18 protein-coding genes and 2 pseudogenes are annotated in these 17,745 nt (G+C 61.5%); 11 read left to right on the top strand and 9 right to left on the bottom strand.

Annotated features, from left to right (window positions below; all coding sequences use genetic code 11):
* Window positions 1-9: 9 nt before the first annotated feature.
* The 7 genes from QE393_RS08200 to QE393_RS08230 form a co-directional block, all read right to left on the bottom strand.
* Window positions 10-1,476 (bottom strand): ABC transporter ATP-binding protein, encoded by a 1,467-nt coding sequence (locus tag QE393_RS08200; RefSeq protein WP_273807338.1) that lies wholly within the window; start codon window positions 1,474-1,476, stop codon window positions 10-12.
* Window positions 1,473-2,294: an ABC transporter permease gene (locus tag QE393_RS08205; protein WP_273807337.1), complete on the bottom strand. Its 822-nt coding sequence runs from the start codon at window positions 2,292-2,294 to the stop codon at window positions 1,473-1,475. The genes QE393_RS08200 and QE393_RS08205 overlap by 4 nt, the downstream gene beginning before the upstream one ends.
* Window positions 2,291-3,226: an ABC transporter permease gene (locus QE393_RS08210; protein ID WP_273807336.1), complete on the bottom strand. Its 936-nt coding sequence runs from the start codon at window positions 3,224-3,226 to the stop codon at window positions 2,291-2,293. Before QE393_RS08210 ends, QE393_RS08205 begins: the two co-directional genes overlap by 4 nt.
* A complete protein-coding gene (locus tag QE393_RS08215) occupies window positions 3,223-4,764 on the bottom strand; it encodes an ABC transporter substrate-binding protein (RefSeq protein WP_310042933.1) in 1,542 nt (513 codons plus the stop codon). Before QE393_RS08215 ends, QE393_RS08210 begins: the two co-directional genes overlap by 4 nt.
* A gap of 309 nt (window positions 4,765-5,073) precedes the next feature.
* A complete protein-coding gene (locus tag QE393_RS08220) occupies window positions 5,074-5,664 on the bottom strand; it encodes an EF-hand domain-containing protein (RefSeq protein ID WP_310042935.1) in 591 nt (196 codons plus the stop codon).
* Window positions 5,665-5,765: 101 nt separating this feature from the next.
* Window positions 5,766-6,824, bottom strand: a complete 1,059-nt coding sequence (locus tag QE393_RS08225) for an ATP-binding protein (RefSeq protein WP_310042937.1) — start codon at window positions 6,822-6,824, stop codon at window positions 5,766-5,768.
* A 2-nt stretch (window positions 6,825-6,826) separates the two neighbouring features.
* Complete coding sequence (locus QE393_RS08230; RefSeq protein ID WP_027602269.1) at window positions 6,827-7,567, bottom strand: response regulator; 741 nt, start codon at window positions 7,565-7,567, stop codon at window positions 6,827-6,829.
* 317 nt (window positions 7,568-7,884) lie between these two features.
* Between QE393_RS08230 and QE393_RS08235 the strand changes: the two genes are divergently transcribed.
* The 6 genes and pseudogenes from QE393_RS08235 (at window position 7,885) to QE393_RS08260 (ending at window position 11,743) form a co-directional block, all read left to right on the top strand.
* On the top strand, window positions 7,885-8,484 hold the full coding sequence (locus QE393_RS08235) for a sigma-70 family RNA polymerase sigma factor (protein WP_310042939.1): 600 nt from the start codon (window positions 7,885-7,887) through the stop codon (window positions 8,482-8,484).
* Entirely contained in the window at window positions 8,481-9,185 is a 705-nt protein-coding gene (locus QE393_RS08240; protein WP_273807331.1) for an anti-sigma factor domain-containing protein, read from the top strand. Before QE393_RS08235 ends, QE393_RS08240 begins: the two co-directional genes overlap by 4 nt.
* 74 nt (window positions 9,186-9,259) lie before the next feature.
* On the top strand, window positions 9,260-9,823 hold the full coding sequence (locus tag QE393_RS08245) for a fasciclin domain-containing protein (protein WP_273807330.1): 564 nt from the start codon (window positions 9,260-9,262) through the stop codon (window positions 9,821-9,823).
* Between the two features lie 259 nt (window positions 9,824-10,082).
* Complete coding sequence (locus tag QE393_RS08250; protein WP_310045617.1) at window positions 10,083-10,559, top strand: signal peptidase II; 477 nt, start codon at window positions 10,083-10,085, stop codon at window positions 10,557-10,559.
* A 50-nt stretch (window positions 10,560-10,609) separates the two neighbouring features.
* A pseudogene (locus tag QE393_RS08255) lies at window positions 10,610-11,117 on the top strand (phage late control D family protein); the annotation flags it as partial.
* Window positions 11,118-11,290: 173 nt separating this feature from the next.
* The gene (locus QE393_RS08260) at window positions 11,291-11,743 is read left to right on the top strand and encodes a VOC family protein (protein ID WP_273807328.1); all 453 of its coding nucleotides are present in this window, start codon (window positions 11,291-11,293) and stop codon (window positions 11,741-11,743) included.
* Between the two features lie 45 nt (window positions 11,744-11,788).
* On the opposite strand, the gene QE393_RS22510 is transcribed toward QE393_RS08260, so the two are convergent.
* Complete coding sequence (locus QE393_RS22510; RefSeq protein WP_405046288.1) at window positions 11,789-12,166, bottom strand: hypothetical protein; 378 nt, start codon at window positions 12,164-12,166, stop codon at window positions 11,789-11,791.
* A 1,351-nt stretch (window positions 12,167-13,517) separates the two neighbouring features.
* Between QE393_RS22510 and QE393_RS08265 the strand changes: the two genes are divergently transcribed.
* The 5 genes from QE393_RS08265 to QE393_RS08285 all read left to right on the top strand — a co-directional run bounded on the left by QE393_RS08265 (window position 13,518) and on the right by QE393_RS08285 (window position 17,097).
* On the top strand, window positions 13,518-13,895 hold the full coding sequence (locus QE393_RS08265; protein WP_310042942.1) for a hypothetical protein: 378 nt from the start codon (window positions 13,518-13,520) through the stop codon (window positions 13,893-13,895).
* Between the two features lie 328 nt (window positions 13,896-14,223).
* Complete coding sequence (locus QE393_RS08270; protein ID WP_310042945.1) at window positions 14,224-14,541, top strand: DUF1484 family protein; 318 nt, start codon at window positions 14,224-14,226, stop codon at window positions 14,539-14,541.
* A gap of 16 nt (window positions 14,542-14,557) precedes the next feature.
* Window positions 14,558-15,385: a phage antirepressor N-terminal domain-containing protein gene (locus QE393_RS08275; RefSeq protein ID WP_310042948.1), complete on the top strand. Its 828-nt coding sequence runs from the start codon at window positions 14,558-14,560 to the stop codon at window positions 15,383-15,385.
* 61 nt (window positions 15,386-15,446) lie between these two features.
* Window positions 15,447-16,103: a DUF4145 domain-containing protein gene (locus tag QE393_RS08280; RefSeq protein WP_310042950.1), complete on the top strand. Its 657-nt coding sequence runs from the start codon at window positions 15,447-15,449 to the stop codon at window positions 16,101-16,103.
* 31 nt (window positions 16,104-16,134) lie between these two features.
* Window positions 16,135-17,097 (top strand): DUF2971 domain-containing protein, encoded by a 963-nt coding sequence (locus tag QE393_RS08285; RefSeq protein ID WP_310042953.1) that lies wholly within the window; start codon window positions 16,135-16,137, stop codon window positions 17,095-17,097.
* A gap of 27 nt (window positions 17,098-17,124) precedes the next feature.
* On the opposite strand, the pseudogene QE393_RS08290 reads toward QE393_RS08285, so the two are convergent.
* Window positions 17,125-17,703: pseudogene (locus QE393_RS08290) on the bottom strand (phage portal protein); the annotation flags it as partial.
* Between the last annotated feature and the right edge of the window lie 42 nt (window positions 17,704-17,745).

The raw sequence follows: 17,745 nt of genomic DNA on the forward strand, positions 1-17,745 counted from the left end.
GCCCTGATCTCAGGTCAGGGATTCAGCCAGGCGGCTGCCCTGCTCCCGTGCCGGCGCTTGGTCCTGCAGGGGTCTGGTGTGGGTGCCCAGGTGGATGCGCCGATCGGCGACGGCATCCACCAGGTCCTCGTCATGGCTGACCAAGAGGATGGCGGTCCCGGATTCCTCAGCCGTCTCGACCAGCAGCTCGATCATCTCCTGCTGGGTGATGAGATCCAGCCGCGAGCTGGGTTCGTCGGCAAAGATCAGCGCTGGATCGAGCAAGAGCACGCGCAGCAGGGAAAAACGCTGCAATTCGCCGCCGGAGATATTGCCGGGCAAGCGATCCAGCAGCCGCTCATCGAGCCGCAGGCGCTGCATCAGCCGGCCAATCCGTGCCGCTTCCAGGCGATGCAACCGCACCAGATCCGCCAGCAATTGGCGCAGGGTCACCGAGGGCGCGAAAGCGGCTACCGGGTCCTGGTGCAGCTTCTGGAAAGCGCAGCGACTCAGACCAGGCTGGCGCCGAATCGCCCCGCTACTGGACGCGGCCAAGCCGAGCAGGATGTCGCCCAGAGTCGACTTGCCGCAGCCAGACGGCCCGGTCACGCCGAGGATCTCGCCAGGCCGGACGGTAAAGGACAGCTCTTCGAACAGCTGCTTGCCGCCGCGCTGGGCAGACAGGCCTTCTACCGCGACCACGGCGTCATCAGCGAGCGGGCGCGCGGCGCGTTTCGACCATTGCGCGGGATCGGCAGCCAGCAACTGGCGGGTATAGGCATGCTGCGGCTGGCCCAGTACCTGCTCAACCGTGCCCGATTCGATCACCCGCCCCTTGAGCATGATCATCACCTCGCCACCCAGCCGGCGCGCGACTTCCAGGTCGTGGGTGATGATCAGCAGGCTGCCCCCCTCCGCCAACATGGCCTTGAGCAGGTCGATCACCTCGTCGATGCGATCGCGATCCAGGCCCTTGGTGGGCTCGTCGGCGATCAGCACTGGCGAGCCGCCGGCATGGGTGGCGGCAAAGGCCAGGCGCTGGGCCATGCCCCCGGACAGCTGGAAGGGATACTTGCGCTCGGCGCCGGACAGGCCCAGGCGCGCCAGATCCGCGCTGGCCCTGTCGCGGGCTTCGGCACGGCCGAGGCCGACCACCTGGGTATAGGTCTCGGCGACCTGGGACAGGGCCTTCATGGTCGGGTCCAGGCTCAGCCAGGGTTCCTGGGGCAGCACCGCCAGCCCCCTGCCCCAGTGCTTACGGCGACCGGCCTCGCGGCCTTCTTCGCTGAAGCCGTCCGCCAGGCCTATCTGTCCGTGGGCTTGCAGCCCCGCTGGCAGGTTGCCGACGACGCCCTGGGCGAACAGGCTCTTGCCCGAGCCGGTCTCGCCGATGATCGACAACACCTGCCCCGGCGCCAGGCGGATGGACAGCGGTTCCACCAGTTGGGCCTCGGGAGTTCGGATCTCCAGCGCCGTGGTAGTGAGCAAGGCGGTCATGGCTTGCGTCCTCCGGTGATGAGCAGCAGCGACAGCACGGTCAGGAAGATCGCCAGGATTGGCAGGCCTATGACCAGCGGCGCTTCGGCGTAATAAGGCAGCAATTCGGTGATCATCAGGCCCAGCTCGGCGGTGGGCGGGCGCACGCCGATGCTGACGAAACCCAGGGCGGCGATGGCCATGATGGTCGACGCGGCGCCAAAGGCAGCGATGGTCAGGAGTACCGGCGCCAGTTGCGGCCAGAGATGGCAGCGCACGATGTAGACCGGCCCGAAGCCCAGCAGCCCGCTGGCGGCCACCGCCGGCGAGGCCAGCACGGTGCGCGCCAGCGCCCGGGTCATGCGGAAGTACTCCACCCAGAGCACCAGGGCCACGGCGCTGTAGAGGGCGACGAAGGAACCGGGAAACACCGCGACGATCAGCAGGACCAGCAGCAGGCCTGGCAGGGCCAGGAACAACTCGGCCAGCCCGCCCAGCAGCTTGTCGACCAGCCCGCCCTTCCAGGCGGCCAGGATACCCAGCAGCACGCCGGGAATGGCGGCGGTGCAGACGCTGATGAAGGCCAGTCCCAGCGAGAAGCGGATGGCCACCGACAGCCGCGCCAGCATGTCGCGACCCAGGTGATCGGTGCCCAGGGGGTAGGCGCTGCTGGGCCCCGCGAGGATCGCCTCATAGTCCTGGCGGGCGATGTCGCCCTGCCAGAGCAGCGGGGTGAGCACGGCGAAGGCGATCAAGACGGCCAGCAGACCCAGGCCCAGTCCGCGCGCGGAAGACTTCACTGGAGGCGCCGCCAGGGCAGCGGTAGCGTCGAGATTCATGCGTTTCTCCCACGCGGGTCGATCAGGTGATTGGCGAGATCGACCAGGGTATTGAGGATGACGAACAGCAGTCCCATCGCCAGGGCGGTGCCCTGCACCATGGGCACGTCGCGTTGGACGATGGCGTGGACCAGGCCGTGGCCGATGCCCGGCCAGGCGAACAGCGTCTCCACCACCACCACGCCTTCGATGAGATACACCAGCTGCACGCCCAGGTAGGTCACCACCGGCACGCCGATATTGCGCAGGCCGTGGCGCAGGAAGACCCCGGCGCCTCTCAGGCCCTTGAGGCGGCCGAAGCTGTAATAGGCGGAGGCCGCGACCTCCACGGTGGCATCCCGGGCGACCCGGGACGACACGGCCGCCAGTCCCAGGGCCAGGGTCAGCGTGGGCAGCACGCTGTGCCAGAAGGTGCCGTGCCCCGCCGCTGGGAACAGCTGCCAGGAGATCGCGAACAACAGTACGAAGATCACGCCCAGGACGAATTGCGGCAGCGCGCGGATTGCGGTGGTCAGCAGCAGCAGGCCGCGGTCCAGCAGGCTGCCCGGACGCAGACCGGCCACCACGCCCAGCGGCGGCCCCAGCAGCAGCGACAGGCAGACGGCGCCAATGGCCAGGCGGATGGAGCTGCCCAGTTCGTGGGCGACGACGTCCAGCACCGGCTTGCCGGAGACCAGCGAATGGCCGAGATCCAGGGTCAGCAGATCGCCGATCCAGGCGAAGAAGCGCCATAGCAGCGGCTGATCCAGATTGAGCTCGGCCCGCACGGCCTCGGCCGCCGCGGTATCCACCAGGTCATAGCCATAGCGTCCGGCGGCGATGCGGTAGGCGGCGTCGCCCGGCAGCAGGTTCATGAACAGGAAGGTGAGCCCCCCGACCAGCAGGGCGACCAGGCCCGCCTGCAGCAGGCGAAAGGCAAGCAGGCGGGTCATGGGGTCCACCGCATCTTGCTCAGGCCGAAGGTGCGCTCGAAGGGATCGATGGCGGCGCCTTCGACGACATTGGACACGGCCATGGTCTGGCGATACCAGGCCACCGGGATCACCGGCAGGTCCTTTTGCACCTGGGCCATGGCGGCGTAGCGCTGACGCTGTTGCTCGGCTGGATCTTCGCTGGCCAGCAGCGCGGCCAAGGCCTGGTCGAAGGCCGGATTCTGCCACCCCAGCGGGCCCCATTCGGCGCCGCCGTGGCTGAAGTCATTAAGCAGGGTAACCAGGGGATCGGGCACCAGTGCGAAGTTGCGGCCATAGAGGGCCAGCTGCAGCGAGCCGTCGTTGTGGGCGGCCGGGATGGCGCTGGAGTTCTGCACCGCGACTTCCACGTCGACCCCCACCTCGCGCAGCTGCGCCTGCAGGGCGGTAGCGATCAGCGGCAACTCGGGACGATCCGAATAGGTCAGCAGCTTGAGCCTGAGCGGCGTGCCGTCCTTCTGCAGGATGCCATCGGCTCCCGCGGTCCAGCCCTGGCCGGCCAGCAGCTTGCGCGACGCCGCCGGATCATAGGCGAGCGGCGCCAGCTCGGGGTCATGCCAGGCAGGCACGTTCCTGGCGAACAGCTGGGTCGCACCGGTCTCCGGAGCCCGCAACACGGCGGCGGCGACGCCCTCACGCTGGATGGCCAGGCTGAGCGCCTGCCGCACCTCGACCGGCGCGGTGGCGCCAGCGCCGGAGTTGGGAGTCAGCAACACCACCCGCGGAACCGGCTCGATCAGTACCTTGAGAATGCTGGAGCGCTTGAGTCGCGCGATGCTGGGCGGATCGAGCTGGAATACCAGTTCGGCATCGCCGCTTTCAGCCATCAGGGTGCGGGTCTCGCCGCGGCCGGCGGCCAGGTAGGAGGTCCTGGCGATCTCCGGCTTGGCGCCCCAGTAGCCCGCGAAGCGCTCGGCAGCCAGGCGTTGCGGCGGTTCCAGCAGGGTCAGCTGGTACGGCCCCGTGCCGATGATCTTCTGCACCTTGCCGTCGGCATCATAGGCGGCGGGCGCCAGGATATTGGTGGAGGAATGCGCCAACAGGGCCAGCAAGGGCTTGAAGGGTTTCGCCAACCGGATCACCACCTCGTTGCCTTCGGCCGTGACCGACGCCATCCCCGCCTGTTTGAGCACCCCCGGCTTGCCCCGCGCCGCATTGAGGGCAGCGGCCGCAGCCTCGGCCGTGAGTTCGCTGCCGTCATGGAACTTCACCCCCTGGCGCAGGGCGAGCCGCCAGGTCAGGCCATCCGCCGATTCGGTCCAGCGCACTGCCAGGCCAGGGAGCGGCTGACCCTGGGCATCGGCTTCGAGCAGCGTCTCGGTGATCTGCATGCGCTGGAAGACGAAGCCGGAAATCGACGGGTTCAGTCCACCGATCTCGAAGGGGCCGACCACGTCGAAGACGCGTTCCTCAGCGCTGGAAAGCGTTGGCACGAAGGCGACCAGGGTCGCCAACGCCGAAGCGGTCAGCGCCGAACGAAGGGTACGGGATACAGGCATGACAGTCCTTAGCAGAGCGAAAGCGCCGATACCCGCAGCTGACAGCGGAGCATCGGCCAAACCAATGAAGGCGCACGTTATATCATAACGTTTTCGCAACACACCAAGACCTACCCGCGATGGCAACATCCTGAAACAGCTGGAGAATTTGTGACGGAGCGGCGGCAGGCGATGAGGTCCAGTCGGATTGGCCGTAGGCCGAAGTACTCGCTCCTCAAAGGAGGTGGCGGCGAGAAGAGAATCGAGTGCAACGTGATTGCGCAGACCGGACGGCCGCTGGCCGCCCTGCCCTGTGTTGCCGATCTCCGCTCAGGCGGCCACGTTCAAGGTGCTGCCCGTGGCGGTGCTGCCGCCGTTGCTGCCAATGCTCTGGTACTGGCGCAATACCGCCTGGACCAGTTGCGTGTAGGGGCTCAACGACGCTTGAGCGCTGGAATCGGCCTCGCTGTCGCCTTGCACGCTCGCCCCCTGCGGCGGTGGCGGCGGCATGCGCGGACGCGCTGAACCGCCCGGTCCGGCGACGCTGGAATCGCCGGATTCCTCGGTGCCCCTCTGCCCTTGGGGGCCGCCCGGCGGCGGTGCGAAGGCCGAAGCGAATTCGCTTTCGCCGAAGCTGCCATCGCCATCCTGGTCGAGCATGCCGAGCAGCTTGTCGACGTCGATAGCCCCGCTCTCGTCGGTATCCGCCTGGGTATCGCTCGCCGCGCTGGCGGCGGTAGTGAGTTCGCTCTTGCTGATGGAACCGTCGCCATCGGCATCGAGCTTGCCGAACAGCTTCTTCAACGGATTGCCGTCTTCGCTGGCGCTGACGCTATTGCCGGACGCTGCCGTGCCTGTGCCTTTGATCGCGCTGGCACTGCTGTAGTAGCTGGAGTAGCCACTGCCTATTCCGCTGATCATGGATGTCTCTCCCGGGAAATGCGGACATCAGTGTTCCGCACCTCCCAGTATCCGCCCGGTAGATGTCAGCCATTTGGTCACTTTGTATGCCCGGCGATACATCAGGGGCGTGGCAACACCACCTGGCAGGTCAGGCCGCCGCCGGGCGTTTCCCCGAGGGTCAGCTCGCCGCCCATGTGCGCCGCCGCTTCCCGGGCGATGGCCAAGCCCAGTCCGGTCCCACCGGAGGATCGATTGCGCGACCCTTCCAGGCGATAGAAGGGTTCGAACACCGCTTCCCGATACTGGGCCGGTATCCCCGGCCCGCGGTCGAGAATGCAGATCACCAGCCGCTCCGGCTGTTCGCTCAGGCGGATCTCGGCCTGGCCAGCGTAGCGCAGGGCATTCTGCAGCAGATTGCCCAGGCAGGAGCGCAACGCCATGGGCGCCACCTTCAGCGGCTGGCAGCTCCCCTCGACAGCGACCTGGGCGCCCTCCTCGGCCGCATCCTCGGCCATGGCCTCGACCAGCGCCTGAACGTCGCAGAGGATGGGGCGCTCCTGGCGGTGCTGTTCGCGGAGGTACCTCAGGGTGCCGTCGAGCAACTCGATCATGTCGTCCACGTCCTGGCTGACCCGGGCATGCAGGCGCGGATCGTCGATGTCCTCGATACGCAGCTTCACCCGCGCCAGGGGCGTGCGCAGGTCATGGGAGATGGCCGTGAGCATGCGCCCACGCTGCTGGAGCTGTTCGAGCAGATGCTGGTGCATGCGATTGAGCGCCCGCGCGGCCTCCCGGGTCTCCCAGGGCCCGGTGACCGGAATGGGCGAACCGTCGAGGTTATGGCTCAGGTGTTCGGCGGTCTCGGTCAGCTGGCGCAGCGGCCGCGTCAGCAATCGCGCTCCGAGCCAGGCGGCGATCACCAGCGAGCCCAGCTGGAAGATCAGCGGGCCGCCGAGGAACCACTCGATGCGCCGCCAGACGCCGGGCTCCCGGTGCGGGAAAGGCCCGGGCGGCGGTGGCCTATCGAAGGCGGCTTCACCCTCCATGGGCGGTGGTGGTGGCGGCGGTCGCTCGCCGAGTCCATGCCGAAACCAGAAGAAGGCCAACAGATGGCCCAGCAGGATGGCCAGCAGAAAGACCGCGAACAACCGGGCGAACAGCGTATCCAGGCGGCGCACGGCTAGTGCCCTATCTGCCGGGCATCGAACAGATAGCCCTCGCCACGCACGGTCTTGATCAATTGGGGCGCCCGGGGATCGTCGCCCAGCTTGCTGCGCAATCGCGACACCTGCAGATCGATGCTGCGATCGAAGGCCTCGATCGCCCGCCCGCGGGTGGCATCGAGCAATTGCTCGCGGCTCAGTACCTGGCGCGGCTGCTCGATGAAGACCCACAGCAGCCGCACCTCGGCATTGGACAGGGGCACCATCACCCCGGCCGGCGAGTGCAGCTGATGCAGGACGCCATCGAGCTTCCAGCCATCGAAGCTGACACTGGTCCGCGGCGCCTTGCGCTGGGGCACGCGGCCATCCTGGGTCCGCCGCAGCACCGACTGGATCCGCGCCACCAGTTCCCGGGGCTCGAAGGGCTTGGCCATATAGTCGTCGGCGCCCAGCTCCAGGCCGATGATGCGATCCGCCGGCTCGCACTGGGCGGTCAGCATCAGGATGGGAATGCCGCTGTCGCGCCGCAGCGAACGACAGAGGGAAAGCCCGTCCTCCCCCGGCAGCATCAGATCCAGCACCACCAGATCGAAGGCCTCCTCCGCCAGCGCCCGGCGCATCTCCAGGCCGTCACCCACCCCGCGGGCATTGATGCTGAAGCGCGCCAGATAGCCACAGATCAACTCGCGGATCGACGGATCGTCATCCACCAGCAGGATGCGCGAGGTCCAGCGTGGGGATTCGGAAGACAGCGACATCGGGGCTACCTGAACAGTCGGACGATCTGGACGTGCATGCTAGCCGCTCAGCCCGCGAGGCAGCTACGGCCTGGCATGTAGCCTTGTGTAAAGGTGGTCAAGGGGTGGATACGCAGGTAACAGAGCCGGCCAGGCCGAAGCCCCCCGCCAGCGAGAGGCCGTTCGCGCAGGACGGTGATCGCGATTGCGAAGCCGTCCGTTCGATGGTAAATCGGACCCATCGCCCGAGGCTCTTCCAGAGGGCTGGCGGAGTGAAGCCGTCAGGACCAGCACTCCAGAGCGTCTCGAAGCCTAGGCCTTACCGGGCAAAAACTGCCGTGTCTCCTACCGGAACGCCATCCTTGACGAGCAGATCAGCCGTATCGGCCAGCGCTGAAACGAACCCGGAGCCCGTCGCGCTCAATGTCCTGTTGCAGGCCTGCGGCCAGGGCAATCGCCTGGCCTTCGAAACGCTCTACCGGGTGACCTCGAGCCGGCTGTTCGGCGTATGCCTGCAATACGTGGCAGATCGTGCGGAGGCGGAAGAGGTCCTGCAGGAGGCCTATACCGCTATCTGGCTCAAGGCCGGTACCTTCGACGCCACACTTTCCAGCGCCCTGACCTGGATGGCGACCCTGGCGCGCCACAAGGCCATCGATCGACGCCGCGCCCAGCATCGCCACGAGCCGCTCGACGGCCTGGCCGAGTGGCCGGCAACCCCGTCCGTCGCCGAAGACTTCGAGGCCCATCGCCAGCGTCGCCAGATTGATCATTGTCTGAAAACCCTGGGCGAGGACCAGCAGACCTATATCCGGGTCGCCTTCTTCGAGGGCTATTCCTATGCCGAACTGGCCGCCCGCCACCGTATCGCGCTCGGCACGATGAAAAGCTGGATTCGGCGTGGCCTTCTGCAACTGCGAGCGTGCCTGGGCTTATGAACGACGACATCCCCTCTACCGACCGACACGCGCTGCTCATCGCGGAATACGCCCTGGGCGTACTGTCCGCCGAAGAGCGCCTGCAGGTGGAAGAACTCGTTCGGCGGGAGCCTGCACACCAGGCGCAACTGGCGGCCTGGCAGCGGCACTTCGCCGAGTGGCTCGACGAGTTTCCGGTCGTCGAACCGCCGGCTCACGTCTGGCAAGGTATCCAGCAACGGCTCTTCCCGACGGAGCAACCGGCACCCGAGCCGATCCGCCGCTGGAACGACCCGCGCCTGTGGCGCTGGGCGACCGGACTGGCGCTCGTTGCTGCCCTGGTGCTGGCGGTGCTCATGCTGATGCGCCCGGTGCAGGTCGCGACGCCCGCCCTGCTCGCCCGCCTGGAACAGAGCAATGGCAGCCTGGCATTCAGCGTCACCCTGCAGGGGAACGGCCGGCAACTGCTGTTCGTGCCCGCCGGCAAGCCGGATTGGCCAGACAGGAGCGCCGAGGCCTGGATCATCACGGCGGATGGCAAAGCACATGCGCTAGGCCTGCTCCAGGACGCTACGGCCGTGACCCTGACCGTACCCGCCGGACTCGCACCGGCACTGACGCCAGGCGCGGTACTGGCGGTCTCCCTCGAACCGCGAACCGGTTCGCCGACCGGCGCGCCCACGGGACCGATCATCGCCAAGGGAAAAATAATCGCGCTCTGATGCATCCGTTTGCCGGGCCGCTCCGTACATTCATCACCCTCATCCGGAGGGCCGAAGAACTCAGGAGACGCACCATGCACACCTTGCTCAAGCGCATCGCCATCGTAGCCAGTCTCGCGATCCTAGGTGCCACCGCCCCACTCAGCTTCGCCGCCGATACCGTCATGGTCGGCGGTGCGCCCATGTACCCATCCAAGACCATCGTCGAGAACGCGGTCAATTCCAAGGACCACACCACGCTGGTGGCGGCCGTCAAGGCGGCGGGCCTGGTCGACACCCTCAACGGCAGCGGTCCATTCACCGTCTTCGCCCCGACCAACGAAGCCTTCGCCAAGCTGCCGGCCGGCACCGTCGATACCCTGGTAAAGCCCGAGCATAAGGCGGACCTGACCAAGATCCTGACCTACCACGTGGTGCCCGGCACCCACACCGCCAAGCAGTTGATGGCCGAGGCGAAGATGCATGGCGGCATGACCAGGCTGAAAACCGTCCAGGGCGAAGACCTCACCGTGAAGCTGCATGACGGCAAACTCTGGCTGGTCGACGCCAAGGGCGGCAAGGCCGCCGTCACCATCGCCAACGTGATGCAGTCCAACGGTGTGATCCACGTGGTCGATACCGTGCTGATGCCGAAGTAAGGGGCATGGACAACGCGGACACCTGTGAGGGGTGTCCGCTTTTATTTGGTATCGACCCGCATGGCCGTTGACTCTTCCGTCGCGAGCTATATCAGACCGCATTCTGGCGAGTCAGCTACGCGAAACGCGCCTAGATCCCGCAGGTTTTGAATTCTCGACGAAATACCATCTGCGAAGCTAAAAGGCAGCTTTGATGCGATCATGGCGCCGCTTAACGTACATAGACGGGGATTTAGATAAAGCGGAGCACTTGGACCCTGTGGGCCATCGCAGGGCGGGACTGGCTTTTGTAGCGGTAGACCAGTTGATTAAGCTCGCTGCGCTGGCTCAGCTTGCAGCAATCTCCTATCGACTTGGCACCTCTAGCCTATGGATGGATGTGGTCCTGAGTCTGAATCCTGGCGCCTTCCTCAGCATCGGTAAGGATCTGCCGCCGACAGTGAAATCAGTGATTTTCCTTGGCGCGCTGGCAGCTGTGGCAGCCGTTATCTACTGGGCACTCTCGCGTTGGAAGCAGTCCCCAGGTCGCTCGGCGGCTTTGTATCTGATCGCTCTTGGAGGCGGTTCGAATCTGATCGATAGATTCTTCCGCGATGGCCACGTTGTCGACTACCTGGTCCTGAACCTGGGTTCACTCCATACGGGCGTCTTCAACCTCGCAGACGTGACGATCATGGCAGGTGTGGCCTACCTGGCCCTGTCAGGATCTTCGAAAGAACAGAAGACGCTAGCCTGATCTGCGGGGACAGCGACCGGAACAGCTACTTGTAGGCCGACCGCAAGCGCTACGACGTCAACAGCGCCAAGAAGCAGGAAGCCATCGCCGGCGGCGGCGAGAACGTGAAGGACCTGCGCCACACCTATGCCGACCCGCTCTCCGCGCTACGCGCCGCCCTAAGCCGTGGAACCGCCCGCAGTGCGGTACCGTCCCCTCACCTACCAGCTCGCCCTGGGCCGCCCGGAGCTCACCTACACCCTGCAGGGCGTGAAGGCCAAGATTGACGCCATCATCTGGTATGAGGGGAACGTGCAGCACAGCCTCACGGCGGACGGCGTCTACATCACCCGCCTGGCGCTGGAAGCCAAGCTGCCGGAGGACCTGCTCGACGAGATCCAAGGCGACTACACCGGCATCATCGCCTACTACCGTGATCCCAAGACCGGCAAGGAACACACCCTCACCGCCAGCGACCAGAAGAAGCCGCGGCGGCTGTGGCATCTGTACGCGATGAAGGCGACGGCGAAGCGGGCGGTGGAGCAGGAGTGGAAGAAGAAGCAGGAGCGTTCCATCTGACTGTCAAGGCCAAAGAGAGATGTCGCTCGGGCGACCAAATAGAGAAATGTCAGAATAAACCTTTTCAAAAAGTCTGGTGACAAAAATAACTTCCTGTAAAAGATACAAAATTATAGATCGAATGCACAAATTTTAAATTATTAATCGAAGTGAAGAAATAATGGAGCTTGGATATGATTAATGGCACTGTAGTGATAGATCACATTGGATTCTCAGTCTCTTCGCTCGAAGATGCAATCAAATTCTGGACGGAGGCTATGGGTTTCGAAGTTGTACGTAAGGGCGAAATGGGCGGTGACTTCCTGCGAGAAGTAACGGGTGTCGATGATCCACGGTGCCGTATGGCACTTGTTGTATCACCTTCAGGATTCCCTATAGAGCTTCTGGAGTATTCGACCGCTAGCACTTTAGGTAAGGCGCCTGGCAGCGCTGGCGCGATCGGCGCAGCACATATCGCTGTAAGTGTGGAGAATATAAATGTGACTGTCGAAAAGATCAGATTGCACGGCTGGGAAATAAAAGGCTCTTCACAAGCGATCCCGAGCGGCCCGCGTGCAGGGACAGTTGTTGCCTATATAAGCAGCCCTGACGGAATCACTATTGAGCTCATGCAACCGCCCAAATAATTTTTTATCATGGAAGGTCAATAATAACTTATTGGCAAAAAATATTTATAGTTTACCCCGCCTGCGGCAACAGCTCCCGCCGCATCTGCCACCCCGGATCAGCGGGCGTCTGCACGATGTTGCCCAGCACCACAGCGCCCTTCGAGTAGGCGTAACCCTCGCGATAGATCGGGTCCAGCCCGGCAAGGCGGCCTGCACCAGGATGCGGGTGTCGTCGGTCGGATGCGCCAGCTGGATGCCCAGGCTGCGGTAGTAGCCGCGCTCCTCGGGTTCGTGCTGGCCGGTCTGCACGCTCACCAGCAGCGTGGAGCACAGCGACCTCTGTTCACGCAGCTTCTCGGCCGCCCCGGTCGCGTAGGTAGCCATGGCTTCGCGTAGCGCCTCCAGGCGGTACACCCGGTCGCTGAAGATGCGCGAACCGATGAGGTCCGCCTAGCATTCGTCGATCGAATACACCTCCAGGTCCGGCACCATCCCCTGGAGGGTACGCATCACCCGATTCGACAAGTCGGCATAGAGCTCACAGCTGGAGCCGAAGACGGCCGCGTGGTGCGTTGAATACGCTCCATATCTCACTTTTTCATCAATGCCTGAAGGGTCCGCTTCCGGTCGGATGCCTGGCTTTCCTGATAGACTCGACCTTCATCCCGCACTATGCGGAGTTGGGCCGTAAAGGCAGCGCCCTGTACTTCCAGCGGCTTGACATTATCGTCCCCGCTTCGTCTAGCTACATGATCTTTTGCGCTTGCTACGTTGTAGCAATGCGCCTGCCAAAACCGGCTGAAATGTAGCAACAAGAGCCTAGAACAGACGTACCCAGATGCTTGCCGAAACCGCCTCAAACCCAGCAACCACGCGCCCTGAGCCGTCCCGCCGATTTTCCGTGGCGCCCATGATGGATCGGGCCGACCGAACCTGAAACGCCCGTCTGGCGCGGCCTCTAGGGCCCTCCGCTTCGTTTCGTAGCAAATTTGTAGCACTGACCTCTTCCGGCCCCTCCTTTTCGCCCTCCTCTACACGCCATTCCAGCCTGCTTGTCGACGCCTCAGCCAGCGCCTGAGCGTCAGCCTGTGAGCGTCTGTGAACGTGCGAGAGCGTCAGAGTGAGCGTCGGACTATTATCGCGCTAATGGGCGTTAGCCCCGTTTTATGTTCAGGGCTGGGGCTGGCGTAATCTTCGTTACCGACTTTTTGAGTGGCCTGGGAGCCCTCTCAGTATGCGGCCTCCAGTGATTGGTCTTACTGTTCCGGCTGCGTAATACCACCGTTCTCCAGTAACAAACCCTACTGTTACGATAAAAAAACAATAAAGCTATATTTATCAGTAACTTAGAAAACAGTCACAGAGACGGGGACAGTGCCGTAACAGTAGGCTGAAAGACGGGAAAGTCAGACCTGGCGCGGGTTGTAGCAAGTGGGGCTGACTCGGGGACAGTCGTAACGGTCCCCCAGCCCTCTATCGAAAATGAGGGTCGCGGGACTCATGAGAAAAGGCCGGGTGGTGCAGGGATTCGCAGGGATTTTCCGCCTACCGTAGCCCCACTCCGCCCCAGTAGCGGTGCAGGCTGGAGCCAGGTGCAGGGCTGCAGAAAAAGCGACCCATTTAGCCCGCAGGCGTGGCGGGGGGACGACGGCGCGCGCCAGGTGCAGCCGTCCCTTCCGCCTTCACGCGTCAGCCAGCTTCTCCCTTGGAGGCCTCGTCAGTCGGCTACGATAGGCCCACCACTCTCCTCCCTGGCGTGCTGTCGCCGGGTCCAGCCCTAGGTCAATCATCGATGCAGACTGAAAACCCGCTTCTTGGAACCTGGCAATCGGATAAGGAGCTGACCCTGCGCTACTGGGCCGATGTCCCCGCAGGCCCCGAACACTTCATGCAGCTCATGGCAGGGAAGCTTGGCAAGCTCGAGTGCAGCTTTACTAGCGATACAAGCATCAGCCGATCCGAAGGCAGCAGCTCTCAACGGAAGTACAGCATCACTCGTCTAGAGGAAGCTGAGTGCGAGATCTGCATCTACGGAGAAGAAGAAGGAGAGCTTGATCATCAGGCGACGTACCATTTCGTCAGCGCTGAGTTGTACTGGGTGCCCGCGGCCAAAAGCCGGGAGTATTTTCGAAAGGTCATAGACACAGGAGGTCAGCCAGCAATGGAGTGATCAGCGCGACCAGCAGCTGTCCCTTTGCATACACCCTTGGCCCTAGGTCAGAACTGTCAGACGTTGACCGCATACACCCTTGGCCCTACGATGGTTACGTCGCTGCAAAATCAGCGGCCTGGGATTGGCGTCCCGGAATCAGAGGCGGACACAACCGCCGTTTTCGAGCGGTTTTTTTGTGCCCGCGGCATGGCTACACCCGTTATGGGCGGGCCGTGCGTGGGAGCCTTCGGGCTCACCGGCCCTCTGACCGGTACGCCAACCCGCACGGTTCCGCTCACCCAAATTGGCGTTTGGGCGCGGTGTTCAGCCTTCAGAGGATTCATCCATGCAGCTCAATGCCCTGTCACGTCTCGACGATCTGCACTCTCGCTTCAATCTGCTCCGTGGCCTCGATGATGCCGTTCTAAAAGCCAACGGCTTCGATGCCAGTCTGGAAGAGCTGGCCAGCGTCATTGCCGGCCTCAAGTCCCTCTCCCATACGCAATCCCAACTGAGCAGCCTGCACGGCGCTCTGGAGCTGCTGCTGATGCTGCTGGAGGTCGCCCACGCGCGGGACCTGAGCGGCGATCACCTGCATTGCCTGCTGGAGCCTCTCCGGGTCAAACTGGACGGGGCGCTGAACGAATTGGACGCGATCATCTAGGCAGGGAGCCGACGCCATGCACAACGCACCTCAGCTATTCCCTGTCCCCTTCAATGGGGACACGGTCGTCCTGGTCGGCCAGGACAACGAGCCCTATGTGGCGATGAAGCCTATCGTTGCCAACATGGGGATGGACTGGAAAAGCCAACACTCGAAGCTAGCAGAAAGATTCGCCTCAACTATGGTGGAAATCACCACAGTTGCCGAAGACGGGAAGCTCAGAGGCATGGCATGCCTACCGCTCAAGAAGTTGCCGGCCTGGCTCTACTCCATCAGCCCGAACAAGGTCGCCCCGGAGCTGCGGGAGAAGATCATCCGCTACCAGGAAGAGTGCGACGACGCTCTCTGGAACTACTGGACCCAGGGCGTGGCCGAGCGGCCAAGTGCTGCGGCGACCGCCAACAAGCAGATCGCCCTATCCCGCCACCGCCTGGCGTTGCTAAAGGAGTTGCACCGTACTCGGGACCGCGTGCTGCGTAGCGCGATTCATGAGCAGCTTGCTCAGGTGTCCCAGGCGCTAGGCCTAAGCGTGCCGGAGCTGGACAGCATCGGCCGGACCGATCCGGAGACGCCGGATGTGCTGAAGGCGTTCTGGGAGGCGGTGGCGTATCTCGAGGGCGCAGGAGAACACTGCAATCATGCCCGTGCCGTATCAGGAAAGATCGTGCTGAACTTGCCAGAGCTGCGCGAGCTCTTCAGGAAGCATGATATCTGCCTAGCAATAGATCAGGACTTGATAGCCTTTTTGCGGCAATCGAGAAACCCAACCTTTATTAAATCAGGATCTTTTAACAGCCAAATTCACAAAAAGATAATTAGAGGATGGGTTTTTGAAAACCTATAACTCATAGATGACTCACCACTTGCATTGAAGATGTTTCGGCTTAAATAAGGAGATATGCATCTTGAAAGTTTTCCAGAAAAGATTTGACGAACTGCTGCTCCAACTACCTCCAATAGAGCAAACTCGAACAACGAAGCATGCAGATTTCGCGGTGTACGACCTTATCGACAGCGAGTTATTCTTAGAGTGGAAGGTAAAAACAAAAAACCTACTTTCTAAATGTGCAGGCAAGAAATCAGAGCATTATGAATCCTTTTGTGAGGCTGAAAAAATCCTAGCTTATGATGATGAATATCAGCAACTGAAAAGAGTCCGAGCAGTTTTCAAAGCAGCGAAAGAGGACTATGAAGGTGGCTACATGACGTCAAGTCGAAAGCTTACCCAAGCAGAGGTCTTTGACAATGAAATAGATCAAGCCAAAGAGCTGGCTAATAATGGTTACTATCAAGCAGCGGCGGTAATCTCCGGAACTGTTCTTGAAACAACCCTTCGAACCATCTGCGTCGAAAAGGATATATCCACAGGAAAACTTGATAAGATGAACGCAGACCTTGCAAAAATAGAAACCTATAGCAAGCTAACTCAAAAAAGAATCACCGCTCTAGCTGACATTCGAAATAATGCGGCCCACGGAAACATACAGGCCTTCAACGCAGGCGATGTAAATCAAATGATTTTCGACATCGAAAGAATAGTTGGCGAACTACTCGCCATTTAGAAAAACATAATACGTCAACCACGGAACGGATATGAGCAAAATATACAAATACATGAGCCCCGGACTCGTAGATAGCTTCTTCAACGCTGCAAATCACACTACAAGCATTAAAGTTTCGCAGCTTAGAGACTACAATGATCCTTATGAATTCTTTTTAACAATCGACTACAATCAATCGCCACACTTACTCGCCTATTACCAGGAGATCATTGCCACAGTAACTGGAAAATATGTATCCTGCTTTTCTAAATCGCCTGTTATAACTCCTATGTGGGCACATTATGCCTCCAACTCAACAGGCTTTGCTTTGGAGTTCGATGAAGCTGCACTTGAAAAATGGATTGAAGAAAATACTCAAGAGCCAAGTTGCAGTTTCGATGACATTCATTACTATGATACGCCAAATGAAAGCCTGCTCCGCTACTTGCAACGAGCCTACACCACGTGTAAGTTCCGTCATATAGCGATGCTTCGCGAAGTCGTTGGAGGAACAGCCTACTTTTCAAAGCAACTTTGCTGGAGTTACGAGCAAGAAAGACGAATGCTAATAAATGAATCCGCAATACGGAAAATTTCGGATAGCTTATATCTCTTATCAGTACCAGCCGAGACCATCACCGCCGTGATTGCTGGGACATCCATGCTCGACGAAGACCAAAGAAAACTTGAAACCTTTGCACAGCTAAATAACTGCAAATTTTATAGGAAGAAAATTGGCAAAAGTAGTACGAATCCTTTCCTTGTAGATGAATCCGGTAAAACCTATGTTTTTGATGAATCAAAAATAACAAGCGTAGAAAACCAATGCCGCTTATGCAAAGAGCCAACAGAAGCCAAAGCAAATTCTTGTCCGTGGTGTCAGATAACTGAGGCACATGAAAAAAACGCAGCTGGGCGCAATTCGCTCAGGGCGCTGCAACATGCTGGAATGCTCAGAGATTACCTAGATGGCTTTGGAGACATTCAAAAAAACTCTCGAAGCAGAGACGAATAACATTACGACCCACAAATTGCAATGCGATTAAAATTGATATAACTGAAATCGGACTACCTCGTCCTCTATCCACTCATTCACCTGAGCCAGTCGCGCCTGCAGCGGCTCCAGCTCATTCGCCGCATACACCTCTGCAGCCTCCTTGATCGAGCCGAAACCGCCCGCGTTCTGCGGCACGATGCCCATCAGTTGCGGCGGGATCCGCAGGCCGGCGAGCATGTCGTCGCGGGTGATGCTCTTGATCGAGTTGAATTCGTCCTTCGCCGCTACCTCGCTGACGGGGATCAGCTGGATGCCGTCTTTCTTGCCGTTGGGCGCGTAGACGAAGAGATTGCGGAAGTTGCCCGGCCCCTTGGCCGAGCGCAGCGCGGTGCGCAGGGAGTCGATGTCCTCCTCCTTCTGCGCCGCGTCGGTCATGTAGAAGATGAAGCCGGCTTGGCTGCCGTTGTTGTAGTACTTGCGCCGGAACAGCGTGGCCGACTCGTTGAGCAACGCCGACTGCATGGCGGCAAGCCATTCGGGCATGCCGTAGATCTCCTGGTTGATGTCGGCCTCGCGCAGGTGGCAGATGGTGCCCGGAGCGAACTCGTGCTCGCCCTGCCGGCCACCGCCTAAAAGAAATGATCGCGTCGTGCAGTTGACCAATGG

The sequence above is a fragment of the Pseudomonas sp. SORGH_AS_0211 genome, from assembly GCF_031453455.1.
Taxonomy (GTDB): domain Bacteria; phylum Pseudomonadota; class Gammaproteobacteria; order Pseudomonadales; family Pseudomonadaceae; genus Chryseomonas; species Chryseomonas aestiva.

Bases quoted from the DNA above. Each gene is read 5' to 3' on its own strand.
- QE393_RS08240 (WP_273807331.1), top strand. From the start codon at position 8,481: ATGAACGACGACATCCCCTCTACCGACCGACACGCGCTGCTCATCGCG.
- QE393_RS08275 (WP_310042948.1), top strand. From the start codon at position 14,558: ATGCACAACGCACCTCAGCTATTCCCTGTCCCCTTCAATGGGGACACG.
- QE393_RS08200 (WP_273807338.1), bottom strand. From the start codon at position 1,476: ATGACCGCCTTGCTCACTACCACGGCGCTGGAGATCCGAACTCCCGAG.
- QE393_RS08245 (WP_273807330.1), top strand. From the start codon at position 9,260: ATGCACACCTTGCTCAAGCGCATCGCCATCGTAGCCAGTCTCGCGATC.
- QE393_RS08210 (WP_273807336.1), bottom strand. From the start codon at position 3,226: ATGACCCGCCTGCTTGCCTTTCGCCTGCTGCAGGCGGGCCTGGTCGCC.
- QE393_RS08220 (WP_310042935.1), bottom strand. From the start codon at position 5,664: ATGATCAGCGGAATAGGCAGTGGCTACTCCAGCTACTACAGCAGTGCC.
- QE393_RS08270 (WP_310042945.1), top strand. From the start codon at position 14,224: ATGCAGCTCAATGCCCTGTCACGTCTCGACGATCTGCACTCTCGCTTC.
- QE393_RS08260 (WP_273807328.1), top strand. From the start codon at position 11,291: ATGATTAATGGCACTGTAGTGATAGATCACATTGGATTCTCAGTCTCT.
- QE393_RS08215 (WP_310042933.1), bottom strand. From the start codon at position 4,764: ATGCCTGTATCCCGTACCCTTCGTTCGGCGCTGACCGCTTCGGCGTTG.
- QE393_RS08285 (WP_310042953.1), top strand. From the start codon at position 16,135: ATGAGCAAAATATACAAATACATGAGCCCCGGACTCGTAGATAGCTTC.
- QE393_RS08230 (WP_027602269.1), bottom strand. From the start codon at position 7,567: ATGTCGCTGTCTTCCGAATCCCCACGCTGGACCTCGCGCATCCTGCTG.
- QE393_RS08205 (WP_273807337.1), bottom strand. From the start codon at position 2,294: ATGAATCTCGACGCTACCGCTGCCCTGGCGGCGCCTCCAGTGAAGTCT.
- QE393_RS08265 (WP_310042942.1), top strand. From the start codon at position 13,518: ATGCAGACTGAAAACCCGCTTCTTGGAACCTGGCAATCGGATAAGGAG.